The sequence below is a fragment of the Arthrobacter sp. SAFR-044 genome, assembly GCF_059414985.1.
In genome coordinates this window covers 301,906-313,959 of sequence record NZ_JBPFDN010000004.1, presented here as the reverse complement: position 1 = coordinate 313,959, position 12,054 = coordinate 301,906, and the positions used below count along the sequence as shown (strand labels likewise).

General features: G+C 64.4%; 13 protein-coding genes. 7 read left to right on the top strand and 6 right to left on the bottom strand.

The genetic code is table 11. The features are described 5' to 3' along the window. Positions 1-5 precede the first annotated feature (5 nt). From ACR65J_RS08790 to ACR65J_RS08780, 3 genes are all read right to left on the bottom strand, one after another. On the bottom strand, positions 6-479 hold the full coding sequence (locus ACR65J_RS08790) for an NfeD family protein (protein ID WP_440167871.1): 474 nt from the start codon (positions 477-479) through the stop codon (positions 6-8). A gap of 129 nt (positions 480-608) precedes the next feature. Further along, a complete protein-coding gene (locus ACR65J_RS08785; RefSeq protein ID WP_440167869.1) occupies positions 609-1,490 on the bottom strand; it encodes a putative RNA methyltransferase in 882 nt (293 codons plus the stop codon). A gap of 71 nt (positions 1,491-1,561) precedes the next feature. Then, positions 1,562-2,242: a peptide deformylase gene (locus ACR65J_RS08780; RefSeq protein WP_440167867.1), complete on the bottom strand. Its 681-nt coding sequence runs from the start codon at positions 2,240-2,242 to the stop codon at positions 1,562-1,564. A 54-nt stretch (positions 2,243-2,296) separates the two neighbouring features. On the opposite strand from ACR65J_RS08780, the gene ACR65J_RS08775 reads away from it, so the two are divergent. Beyond that, entirely contained in the window at positions 2,297-2,710 is a 414-nt protein-coding gene (locus ACR65J_RS08775) for a nuclear transport factor 2 family protein (RefSeq protein WP_440167865.1), read from the top strand. A 27-nt stretch (positions 2,711-2,737) separates the two neighbouring features. Here ACR65J_RS08775 and ACR65J_RS08770 read toward each other — a convergent pair whose 3' ends face one another. From ACR65J_RS08770 to ACR65J_RS08760, 3 genes are read right to left on the bottom strand one after another with little or no spacing between them, the layout of a single operon-like run. Then, positions 2,738-3,889, bottom strand: a complete 1,152-nt coding sequence (locus tag ACR65J_RS08770) for an FAD-dependent oxidoreductase (protein ID WP_440167863.1) — start codon at positions 3,887-3,889, stop codon at positions 2,738-2,740. A gap of 1 nt (position 3,890) precedes the next feature. After that, on the bottom strand, positions 3,891-4,586 hold the full coding sequence (locus tag ACR65J_RS08765) for a class I SAM-dependent methyltransferase (RefSeq protein WP_440167861.1): 696 nt from the start codon (positions 4,584-4,586) through the stop codon (positions 3,891-3,893). Positions 4,587-4,601: 15 nt separating this feature from the next. After that, a complete protein-coding gene (locus ACR65J_RS08760; protein ID WP_440167859.1) occupies positions 4,602-5,843 on the bottom strand; it encodes a type III polyketide synthase in 1,242 nt (413 codons plus the stop codon). Positions 5,844-6,586: 743 nt separating this feature from the next. On the opposite strand from ACR65J_RS08760, the gene ACR65J_RS08755 reads away from it, so the two are divergent. From ACR65J_RS08755 to ACR65J_RS08730, 6 genes are all read left to right on the top strand, one after another. Continuing rightward, positions 6,587-6,799 carry a hypothetical protein gene (locus ACR65J_RS08755; RefSeq protein WP_440167857.1) on the top strand — a complete coding sequence of 71 codons (213 nt, stop codon included), beginning with the start codon at positions 6,587-6,589 and terminating at the stop codon, positions 6,797-6,799. A 404-nt stretch (positions 6,800-7,203) separates the two neighbouring features. Continuing rightward, entirely contained in the window at positions 7,204-9,438 is a 2,235-nt protein-coding gene (locus tag ACR65J_RS08750) for a bifunctional polysaccharide deacetylase/glycosyltransferase family 2 protein (RefSeq protein ID WP_440167855.1), read from the top strand. Between the two features lie 286 nt (positions 9,439-9,724). Then, positions 9,725-10,528: a glycoside hydrolase family 18 protein gene (locus ACR65J_RS08745; RefSeq protein WP_440167853.1), complete on the top strand. Its 804-nt coding sequence runs from the start codon at positions 9,725-9,727 to the stop codon at positions 10,526-10,528. A 65-nt stretch (positions 10,529-10,593) separates the two neighbouring features. Beyond that, the gene (locus tag ACR65J_RS08740) at positions 10,594-11,187 is read left to right on the top strand and encodes a hypothetical protein (protein WP_498794863.1); all 594 of its coding nucleotides are present in this window, start codon (positions 10,594-10,596) and stop codon (positions 11,185-11,187) included. Positions 11,188-11,239: 52 nt separating this feature from the next. Further along, the gene (locus tag ACR65J_RS08735) at positions 11,240-11,650 is read left to right on the top strand and encodes a DUF3054 domain-containing protein (protein WP_440167850.1); all 411 of its coding nucleotides are present in this window, start codon (positions 11,240-11,242) and stop codon (positions 11,648-11,650) included. 118 nt (positions 11,651-11,768) lie between these two features. Further along, on the top strand, positions 11,769-12,050 hold the full coding sequence (locus tag ACR65J_RS08730) for an Lrp/AsnC family transcriptional regulator (RefSeq protein ID WP_141160402.1): 282 nt from the start codon (positions 11,769-11,771) through the stop codon (positions 12,048-12,050). The last annotated feature ends 4 nt before the right edge of the window (positions 12,051-12,054 follow it).

Below are 12,054 nucleotides of genomic sequence, written 5' to 3'. Positions count from 1 at the left end.
AATTGTCAGGCTGTATCTGGACCGGTGCCCGCCGCCGGCGGTACCGAAACCACTGCTGTCGCGCCGTCGATGGCCGCTACGACCACCTTCTGGCCTGCGGGAAGCACTCCCGCGGCGGAGCGCGCACTCCATATGTCGCCGCCGATTTTCACCAGGCCGCCGTCGGACGTCACGGCTTCCATCACCACAGCCGGCTCACCGATCAGCCGGTCCACGTTGGTCCGCTGCTCGGAAGGTCCCTTCTTCAGGTGCGACAGTGCCACGGGCCTGACAAAGGCGACCATGAGCAGGGACACGATGCAGAAGATGACTACTTGGAGCCAGGGGTCCGCGCCGGCGAAATCGGCAACCAGTGCGGCGAGCGATCCACCGCCAAGCATGATGAAAAACAGGTCAAGGGTGATCATCTCGATCACTGCAAACGCCAGGAAAGCCGTGAGCCACAGCGCCCACCAGTTTTCCCCAAGCCATTCGAACACTCCTGCTTCCCCCTTCGTTACGGGGGAGCCGCATCCGCGGACCCGCCTGCAACTGTCTTTTCATCCTAGTCCGCGGACCTGTCCTGTGGGCCCGTTCACAGGGAGTGCAAGGGGATAGTGGCCAAGTCGTTACGGGGCGGCGTGGGTCCTGGACCGGAACACGGAAAGCCGGAATTTTGCATCGGCTTTCACCGGTTCCACGGAGTTCCCGAGCCGGGCAGCAATCTGGTCCCGGTCCAGGTGGTGGCCTGCCGGTCCCATGAAGGCCAGGTCCACGGCGGCCCCGCGGCCCAGTTCCAGCGGTATGTCCACGTCAAGGGTCTTTTCGGGCTCGAAGTGGCTGGCCATCGCCTCAGCCAGCCGCTCATCCTTGCCCTCCTCGATCCCGAGCATCCCGGTGATGGCCGCGATGCCCGCCAGATGTCCGGGCCGCGGTGTCACGACAGCCAGCATCCCCGAGGGGCGCAGGACACGGGCGAACTCTGGGGGGTTTCGTGGAGCGAAGACCACGGTGACCGCGTCCACCGAGTTGTCCGCCACAGGCAGCGGGCGCCAGATGTCCCAGACCAGGTTCGCTGCCTCCGGGTTGAGGCGGGCTGCCCGCCGAAGGGCGAATTTCGAGATGTCCAGGCCAATGGCGGACGCCTGCCGCCCTGCTGCAGCTGCAGCATCGAGGATCTCCCGCAGGTAGTGGCCGGTCCCTGTTCCGGAGTCCAGCACCACTGCCCCTTCCTCCCGCAGGCTTGGTACGACGGCGGACGCCAGGGCCTGCGCCAGCGGCCGGTAGTGCCCGTTCCCCAGGAAGGTGAACCGTGCGGCCACCATCGCGGCACTGTCCGGCTCGAAGGGCGTGCCTTTGCCAACGAGCAGGTTGAAGTAGCCCTGGCGGGCGGCATCGAAGCTGTGCCCATCCGGGCATACCAGGCGGGGTTGGCGTGTTGCCTTCGCCTCCAGGTACTCCAGCGGATGCGAGCAGACGGGGCACAGGAGGGGAAGGTGCGCGGAAGGCATGGGAACCAGTTTAGGCGGGCGGGGCTTTCAGCCCTGCCCGCCCTGTGCCTGTGGAGGGGGAGCGGAAACCGTCAGCCGAGGGAGATGCCGGCGGGCCCTTCGTCGAACCCCAGGCCGTCCTGTGCCTTGTTGATGCCCGCCTCCGCCCAGTGCGCTGCGTACTCGGCGTTGCTGCTCAACGACCGAAGCTGGGCGCGGTCCATGTACAGGATGCCGTCAAGGTGGTCCGTCTCGTGCTGCACGATGCGCGCCTGCCACCCGGAAAACTCCCGCCGCTCCACCGCGCCGTCCGGTGTTGCATACTCCAGCAATACGGCCTCCGGACGCGCCACCACCGCCTGCAACCCGTTGAGGGACAGGCAGCCTTCGTAGAACGACGCGTGTCCGGGCCCAAGCGGCGTGTAGCGGGGGTTGAGGATGGCCAGGAAGTCCAGGGGGCTCCGGTTCCGCAGGGCAGCGGCAGCGGGGTCGATGTCGTACTGGTCCTCCAGGACGGCCAGCCTTAGGGGGATGCCCAGCTGCGGCGCGGCCAGGCCCACGCCCGGCGCCTCGTGCATGATCTGCCGCATGACCCCGATCAGGCGGCCCAGCTGGTCGTCGGAAAGCTGGCCATCGTACTCCGCGGCACGCTGGCGCAGCGCCGGGTGTCCGGCCTGGACGATGGGCGGGAGCGAGCCTGCGGACAGGATCTGCTCAACAATGTCACGGATTTGGCCGGCGCCGGCGGTCGTCGGGGGAACAGTCTGGGTCATGGGAACAGCCTACTGGCGGAGGCGGTGCAGGGACGTTGGGCTAGGGTCTACTGCATGGCTGAAGATCCCTTCCCGGCAGCGACGCCACTGGAACGCGTCCTTGAATTCATCCGGGTCCTTGAACAGGGCGGCGGGGCGGCGGCCATCAGGCCGTTCCTCTCGGAACGGTTCGTGCTCACGGAGGCCCCGCACCTGTTGGCCCCGGAAGGCTCCAGGCGGACGCTGGCGGCAGTGCTTGCCGGCGCTGACCAAAGCCGCGACGTGGTGAAGGACCAGCAGTTCATTGTCCGGCGGACCACGTGTGAAGGCTGCCGGGTGGTGGTGGAAGCCGATTGGTCTGCCACGGTGCTGATGGATCTGCGGTATTGGGACAACGGTGAGACCATCCGGGCCAGGACGTCGTCCGTCTTTGAGGTCAGCGACGGTGTGATCGTAAGCCAGGACAGCTACGACTGCTACTTCCGCTAACCCGGCAAAGGATCTGTGGCCCCGCTGCTAGTGCATGGTGAAGCGCCGGGCGGCCCACTGGTTCACCGCCGGAATTGCGGCGGCCGCGGCAATGCCGGCGGCGCGGATCCGCAGCAGCAGTGGCGGCAGCGGCCTGCCCAGCATCATGTTGACTTCCGCCTGCCTGCGGGCCAGGACGGCGGCACGCCGGCGGTTCTGCTCGAACTTCCTGAACTGGGTGCCGGTGGGTATCCCGGACAGCGCCGCGCAGACCACCGGCACCAGTTCCTGCGCGCCCAGCCAGCCCAGGTTCATGCCCTGCCCACCAATGGGACTGATCTCATGCGCCGCATCACCCAGCAGCACCGACCGTCCGGCGACAGTCCTTTGCGCAATGCCGGAGCGGACGCTGAAGGCGCTCAGCATGGAGTTCGTGGCCGGATCAGGCCGGACACCGGTTCGCCGGCCCACCAGTTCCGCCAGATGGTCGGGCCCTGCTGCCGGTGCCGCCGGCGAGCCCAGCCGCACCACCCAGCGCCGGACACCGCCAGGCAGGGGAAAGGACTCAACGATTCCGTCCGGTTCGAGGAACAGGACGGCCTTGTCCCCGTACTCCGTGCCGTCGTCGAAATCACCCATGAGGTAGTGGTCGGGATAGGTCTTGCGGATCACCGGGACACCCAGCGAGGCCCGCAGCTGGGACCGGGCGCCGTCGGCTGCGACCAGCAACGCCGCGGTGGCACTGCGGCGGGGGTGGGCGGCACCTGCGCAAGCCTCCACGGCTACGGTGACCATCCCGCCGTCGTCCGCAACTCCGGTGACCCTTGAGCCCCTGACGATCGCCCCGGCGTCAAGGGCGAGGACGCGCTCTTCCAGGAGCTGCTCCGTCCTGTACTGCGGAAGGGCCAGCACGAACGGGAAGTCCTTGGATACGTCCTCGAACGTCATGGTTCCCACCGTTTTCCCGCGGCTGACGGCCGTGCCGGCGCGGATGCGTACGCCCTCCTGCACCATGCCGGACGCCACCTGCACCCCCGCCAGGGCCGCGAGTGCCGGAGGGTGGATGCCGATGGCCCGGGTATGCCGGTTCCGCGACTGCCGCTGCTCCAAGACCCTGACCGATACGCCTTCCTGCAGCAATGCCGCAGCCAGGTACAGGCCCACGGGACCGCCGCCGGCGATCAGGACATCGGCATCCATGTCAGTTCTTCCGGTAGGCCAGGACCTGGTGGAAGGCCGACGAGGGCTCCACGGACCAGCCCGGGGGAGCGGAGGCGGCCAGCTCCCCGGGCGTATAGCTGCGGCGGATGGAGGTGAGGCCGTCCGCCCGGATGTAGGACTTCGGGAATGGCAGCGCGGCCACGCCGAAGAGGGCAAAGGCAGCGGGGCTGCGGATGAGGTCGTTATGCAGTGCCTTTTTTGCGGCGAGGACTTCCGAGTCTGCCAGCAGTTGCCGGAGTTCTCGGGGCTCGAGATGGTGCAGGACGTGGTTGGAGATGACGACGTCGAACCTGGCACCTTCCCGGACCAGGTCGCCGCTGTGCGCCTGGCGGAATTCGACGCCCTGGGTGGGGATCCGCCGGGCGGCGAAGGCGGCAGCGCGGGGGTCTGGATCGATGCCGGTGACGTGCATTGGCTTGCCGTCCCGGTTTGCCCAGCGGGCCAGCATCACGGCGAGGTCGCCGCCGCCGGACCCGATGTCCAGCACCGTCACCGGGCGTTGGTCCGGCTTGACGATGGTGCGCAGCTCCCGGCCATACAGCCTCCGCCAGCCGGACAGGACGCGGTTGATGACCCAGAACTGCCGGTAGGTGTTGTCCAGGAGCCGCGCGTCGCAGTCCGCGCGGTCCATCTGCTCGCTCACCCCGGCGGCACGCGTGCGCAGCAGGATCCCCATTCCCTGGTATCCCTTTCAGGCCACCGGCGCTTCTTCGGGCGTCCGGTCCTGGTGCGCCCTCCGCCCATCCTCTGCGGCAATGTCCTGCGGGGTGGCGTCCTGTTCTCCGGCTGCAGACTGCCGGAGCTTGGTGAACAGTCCCGTCTCCACGGTCAGGCCGGGACCAAAGGCCATGGAACAAATGCGCTCGCCGCCGTTGGAATCCTCGTTCCGCAGCGGTTGTTCCAGGATGTACTTGAGGACGAAGAGCACGGTGGCGCTGCTCATGTTGCCGTAGTTCCGCAACGTCTCCCGGGAGGGAACCAGTTGAGCGTCGCTGAGGCCAAGCCGGGACTGGACCTTGTCCAGGATGCTGCGGCCACCTGGATGGATGGCCCAGTGGGGGATTGCGGTGTAGGGGAGTGCCGCCACTTCAGCGTCTTTCGCCAGAAGAGGCTCCAGCGCACCAACGATGTGGTCGTCAATGATGTGCGGCACGTAGTTGCCCAGGACCATTTCGAACCCATGGTCGCCGATGTTCCATGCCATGGAGTCCTCACCGACCGGGGTCAGGACCGTTTCGAAGTGGTCCAGCTTCAGCAGGGCAGTTTCCTCCATCCCAGGGCGGGCCGTCACGACGGCGGCAGCAGCACCATCGGCGAAGAGGGCCGAACCCATGATCGTGTCCGGATCATTGGACGTGCGCACGTGCAGGGAGCAGAGTTCGGCGCAGACCACCAGGACGACGGCGTTCGGGTCCGATTCACAGAACAGCTTGGCTGCGCGGAGTGCGGGAAACGCCGCGTAGCAGCCCATGAAGCCCAGGTGGTAGCGCTGTACCGAAGGGTTGAGGCCGAGTTCGCGGACAACCTTGTAGTCCGGACCGGGATTGAAGAAACCTGTGCAGGAAACCGTCACGAGATGAGTTATGTCAAGTAAATCCAGTTCCGGGGCGGCCCGCAGGGCAGCGCGGGCCGCCTCCACGAACAGCTTGGTGGCTTCCCGGGCGAAGATATCGTTGCGGACCTTGGTGCTGGGGTTCAGCAGGAGCCCGCTGTCCGGGTCATAGAACTGCGGGTCTTCCGAGCGCGATGAGTTGGTGAGTTCGTCGACGGCGGTGAACCTGGTCTCGATCGCTGCGCCGTCAAAGCACGTGTTGACCAGGCGTGAACCGAGACGCGACAGGCCCGGCTGCGCGGCAAAGACATCACGGGCTTCGGACTGGATCAGCTTTGTCGTCGGAACTGCAGTTTCAAGTGAACGCACGTAGACCGTCATCAAGTCATTCTTGACGTGCGCTTGGATAAAGACAATGGTCCGGCGGTTTGATCAGGGCTTTCGCCAGGCTGAGGCAGCGCTGGGGCAGATTTTTGGATGGTCTAATCGCGCTCGCTGCAGGGCGCGGATCGCTGGTGTCTTACCCCTTCCAGGCACCCTCACCGTTGCGCCGATAATGTACATTATGTCAAGTAAAGGCTTTGGATGTTATGTGGCTCGGTGACAGCCCTGGGATTGATCAGTGACGCTGCTGCAGCGAGGCCCCAACTACAGCTCCGGCTCCAAGCCCCAGCAGGCAGCCCCAGAATGGCGTGTGAAAGATCGCCAGGCCCAGGCTGATCCCCAAGGCGGCTCCCACCAGGCTGCAAATCCACAAGGCTTTGTTCACTGTGCCTCCAGTACGGCCGAACTGAATGCGAATCTTCTGCGACCCTACTGCATCCCCATCTCCATCCCTATCCCTATCCCCCACACTCCTAAACGGGGGGCCGCCAAGGGAAGTCGGGTAGCCTCACCCATATGCGCCTGCTGTCGGCCGTCCTAATCTTTTGGACATGGCGGCAGGCCGGCCAGGTCTGCTGCGGGCGCGTTGGAGGCGGTGCCTGCTGACCCCCTCCCGGTTCATGCAGACGGCGGGCTGCGCCCGGTTCTCCTGACACCCCCTAGGACGCCCCATGCGCGAACTCCTTCGCCCCCAAGCCTGCACACATGCTCCCGCGACCTGCCCTGGCTGCCGTTCGGAGATGCGCGAGGAAGCCCTCCGGCAGGCGCCCGGGAGGCCCGTCGTCCTGCTGCGGCCTGCACCGGTCAGAGTCCGGTCTTTGCAGGCCAACGCCGTGGCCTATACCGTCACGGACGTCCTCGTTGAATGGGACGGCGGCGCCGGCTACCACCTCCGCTGGGAGGCAAGCTGGCTTGTCCGCAAGTGCGAGCCCGAAACAACAACAGCCTCTTAGGTTCCCCCTCCGGGGCGATCGAGGGCGTTACGGGGGCTGTACGGGGCGGTTCCGCGAATGCCTTAGGTAGGTAACACCTACGTAACACCCAATAGCGCATTCGGGTATCCCTTACGCGTGTTTGGCCCGTAACCCCAAACCTATCCTCATGCCAGGACGAAGCCCACAACGCTGTCGTCGCTGGTCACTACGGGGTTAGGTCCTGCGCACGTTCAGGACCGTCCGGATCCTTGCTGCAGCTCGAGGAACAGTCGACCAGCCCCTTTCGAGGGCGATTTCGACGCTTTGCAGGTTTCCAGGCAGGGACTCCAATGACAAACCTCTCCCCCCACTTACCCACGGTCCAGCCACCGGTGTTTTTTGACGCCAGCGGAACCCGCTGGCACCGGATTTTAAATCTTCTTTTGGCAGCTGGGCTAACCATTGTCCTGATGATCGGTGCGGTGCTGCCCGCAGCTACGGCGCCCCTTCAACAGGCCCCCTTGAACCAGTCCCCTGACTATCCCCGCCAACTGCTTGCACAACAGGACCTGAAGAATATCCCGAGGGTCGGGTATGAACAGGGCAACGAGATCTTCCACCGCATTGTGCTCGTGGACCGACAGGACGGCATCGACTTGTTGAAGGATCCCTTCAGCAACCAAGTCTTGCGGGAAGCGACAGCGGATGAAGCCCAGGCCATAGGAAACAAACCCTACGCGGTCGAGGCCTATGGCCTGCCTCCGGACCACACCCTGATGCTGACCTTCGATGATGGACCAGATCCCCTCTTCACCCCGCAAATCCTGGACCTCCTGTCTCGCGAAGGCGTCCCCGCAACGTTTTTTGTCGTGGGTGAAAACGTTGTCGAGAATCCCGATATCCTTCGCCGGATGGTCCGGGAAGGGCACATGGTGGGCAACCACACCATGAGCCACATCGACTTTTGGGCCCATGATGATGCGTACAACCGGCAGGAGATCATTGGCGAAGACCGGGTTCTGCGCGCTGCTGACGGCTACGCTTCAAGGCTGTTCAGAATCCCCACGGGTAATCCGGAAAACAACACCCTTGCCCTGCTGCAGTCACAGCAGCTGGGATACCTTCACGTGAACATGGACCTCGACACCCGGGACTGGGAGTACAAGCCCGGGACTGCTGTCCCCACCCCGGACCTGGATGGGCTCGGACACGTCATGCTGGTGCACGACGGTGGTGGTGACAGGACGGCGACCATCGAGATGCTGAAGGACTTTATCCCCAAAGCGAAGGCACAGGGCTACCGCTTCACCACATTGGAGCCCATGCTGCCGGCCGGATTCGTCCCCCAGCACAGCATCAGCGCCGGCCTCCAGGACAACCTGACCTTTGGAGCCCTCACCGCTTACCTTGTGACGCCCAGCCTGGTCATGAACTGGCTCTTCTGGTTCGGTGTCGGGTCACTGACCATCCTGACATTCCTCTTCGTTGTACTTGCCCTTATCAACAATTCCAGGCAGAAAAAAAGGAAATGGGACCCAACCGACATCAAGGACTGGCCTTTTGTCAGTGTGGTCCTACCGGTCTTCAACGAGGAACTGGTGGTCACTAAGACACTCGATGCCCTCAAAGCCAGCGATTATCCGCACTTTGAAGTGGTAGCGGTCAACGACGGGTCGACCGACGCCACCCTGGAGGTCCTCAACAGCTACGCCGAAGGCTGGCCGCAGCTCCGCGTCCACACCCAGCCCAACAGGGGCAAGCCTGCGGCCAGCAATTATGGAATCTCCCAGTCACGGGGAGAAGTCATCGTGACGTTGGACGGTGACACATTGTTCGAACCCCAGACGATCAGGATGCTGGCCCGCCACTTCGTGGCTCCGTCGGGGAAGAAGGAAGTAGGCGCCGTCGCCGGGCACGTGAAGGTGGGTAACCGGCGGAATCTCGTAGCAGGCTGGCAAAGCCTTGAATACCTGTCCGGCATCTGCGTCACCCGAATGGCCGAGGGCCTGATGGGAGCCATCTCGATTGTCCCGGGTGCCTGCGCGGGGTGGCGCCGGGAGGCGCTGGTCAAAGCAGGCGGATACTCTGACGCAACGCTCGCGGAAGATGCCGATTTGACGCTGTCCCTCCAGCGGCTGGGCTACAGCATCGTCCAGGAGAACAATGCCGTGGCATGGACTGAGGCCCCGCTCACGCTCAGGGGGTTGTTCAAGCAGCGGCTGAGGTGGACCTACGGCAATATCCAGACTCTCTACAAGCACCGCTCGATGCTGTTCAACCCAAAGTACGGCCCGCTGGGCATGTTGACCATGCCCTATGCACTGGTCTCGGTCCTGGTCCCGCTGATTTTTATGCCGTTGGCTGTGGCGGTGGCAGTCCTTAGCCTTGCCCGTGGTGAATGGCAGGCCATCGCCCTGTTCTCTGCCTTTGTCACTACTACACACATGGTGGTCTCTCTCGTTGCGGTGATCATGGTGCATGAGAGCCCGCTCCATCTGCTGGTCGTGCCCATCTACCGGCTTATCTATGAACCCCTGCGTGCGTACGTCGTCTTTGGTGCAGCACTCCGGGCACTGCGTGGATCCGCCGTGGGATGGTATAGACCGCAGCGGACCAACAGCGCTACGCTGCCATCCTCCGCTACGGAAGCCCGGGCACTGTCCCGGACCTCCGCGTGAGCTGCCAAGGATGAAGGACTTGCTGCGCTTCTCTTCGTTGATTCCGGTCCTGCTCGGGGCGGCCCTTGCCCTGGCCGGCTGCAGCAGCACGCAGATGGAGGGCACGGGCCCCGGAAATGGAACCACCCCAGGCCAAGCAGCCCCGGGATGGTTTGGAGGGTACGTTGATGTCACCCTTCCCCCGGGCCCGAAACTGCAGAATACGGCTGCCGGACGCGCCACGATGGTACTCGCCTTTATTACTGAAGATCCGGGCCGGCGGTGCACGCCCTCCTGGGGAGGAACGTTGAGCCTTGATGATGCAGACAGCAAGCTGCAGCTCGACTCGAAGATCCGCCAGTTCCGCGCCGCAGGCAACGACATCGCAGTTTCCTTCGGTGGACAACGCGGGCAGGAGCTCGCCGCAGCCTGCCAGGACGCCGATGCTGTTGCGGACGCCTATCGAGCCGTCATCAACCGCTACGCACTGGACGTAGTGGATTTGGACATCGAAGGACAGGCCAGCGGGCCCGGCGCCGCCGACGTGCGCGCCAGGGCTATCGCCCGGCTCCAGGCAGAGCGGCCGGACGGACGTCCCCTCCGGGTCTGGTTAACGCTCCCCGTAGCAAGGGACGGGCTCAGCAGCGCCGGTAAGACCAGCGTGCAGACGATGCTCGACGCCGGCGTTGAGCTGACGGGGGTCAACATCATGACGATGAACTTCGGCCCCCTCCCGAACGGCGAGAACATGCTCAGCGCATCACGGCATGCAGCAGAAGCCACCTACAAGACGCTGGAGCAGCTGTACTCCGAGGCGGGCAAACCGGCGGAGGCCGGAAATGTGTGGAAGAGTATTGGACTCACTCCCATGATTGGAGACAACGATGTGGAGGGCAACTTGTTCTCCCTGCAGGACGCCGCGGGCCTGAACAGCTTCGCCAACGAACACCAAGTGGGCCGCCTGTCCCTTTGGTCAGTTAACAGGGACACGGCTTGCAGTGCATCCGGAAAGGAAGAACAGCAGAGACCGTCCGTTTACTGCAGTGGCACAAACCAGGAACCCGGCGACTTTGCCCGGGTGCTCAGTAACGGCTTTACAGGCAGCAGTTGATCACCGTGCCGCAAGAGACGTTTAATCCTCGCAGCGGGACATTCGGCGGAAGCGGGAGGTTGCGGATGGGCAGGCGTGCCTTGGCTGCGGCAGTTTCCTGCTGCGTTGCGCTCGCAGTTAACGCATGCACCGGTTCCCCAACGCATGGCGGCGGGGAGTCCGTTAGAACAGATGTCTTCGTCACGGCCTACACGTGGTTCGACAACACGCCCCCTAGCTCCACGGTGATCAGCCATCCTGTCCTGCACAAGGCAGCCGGCGGCACGGGGACTTACGCTGATCCGGTGACCATCGCCGTCGGGCATTCACGCAAAACCGGCCAGGACGTCCTTGACATCCCCCCGGGCACCCGGATCTACCTCCCGGACGTGCGCCGCTACTTCATCGTGGAAGACACCTGCGGGGACGGGCCAACCCCGGAGGAAGGCCCTTGCCATACGGGAGCCGGAAAATACGGCGACGCAACGCTCTGGATCGACATGTGGATTGGCGGCAAAGGCGAGTCCCAGTCCTTCGTGCGGAAGTGCGCCCGCAAGGCGACGGGAGTCACTACGGCCATTTTCAACCCTGAGGACCACTACCCCGTCGCTTCCGGCCACGGCGTGATCCATGACGGCAATTGCGATGCCGGCTACGGCAACACCGTGGAGTCCCGGTAGCTGCGCTGCACGCCGCCTCCTCAAGCACGGAGCGGGCGCTAAGCTCAAAACCATGAGTTCCTTGGAAACCAAGCCTGCACCGACATCACCCGTACGAGCAGCAATGGGGGCGGCAGCGGTTGATACGGTGCTGATCCTTGTTTTCGCCGCGATAGGCCGCGATGCACACCACCGCGAGGAGCCCATCCTCGGTGTGTTGCTGACTGCCTGGCCATTCCTCGCCGGGGCTGCTGCGGGCTGGATTATTGCCCGCGCGTGGCGGAGCCCCTTGTCAGTCCGCCGGGCAGGAGTTCCCGTCTGGGTGGCCAGCCTGGTGGGCGGCATGCTCCTGCGGGCCTTAACTGGCCAGACAGTGGTCCTTCCCTTCATCATCGTTGCCACGCTGGCCCTGGCCGTATTCCTGCTGGGCTACCGCCTATTGCTGGCAGCTGCGGCGCAGCTTCGGCGCAGGCAGGGCAAGTAGCGGGCGTCGTTTTGGGTTGCCGGGTGGCAACAGGGGAAACTGCCCCCGTGTAATAGGCTGGCTGCAGAGAAAGCCTGCCCTGCCTCACTGCGGCAGCACCGATTGAAGGGGTTCCAGCGTGGTTACCGCATTTGTTCTGATCAAGACAGACGCCGCCCGTATTCCGGAGACGGCGGAGGAGATTTCGGCCATCGAAGGCATCAGCGAAGTATATTCGGTCACCGGCGAATGGGACCTGATTGCGGTAGCCAGGGTCCGGCGGCACGAAGACCTGGCGGACGTCATCGCGGACCGGCTTTCAAAAGTTCCCGCGGTGGTCCACACCACTACCCACATCGCGTTCCGGGCGTACTCGCAGCACGACCTGGACGCCGCCTTCTCGCTGGGTTTCGAACAGTAGCCGG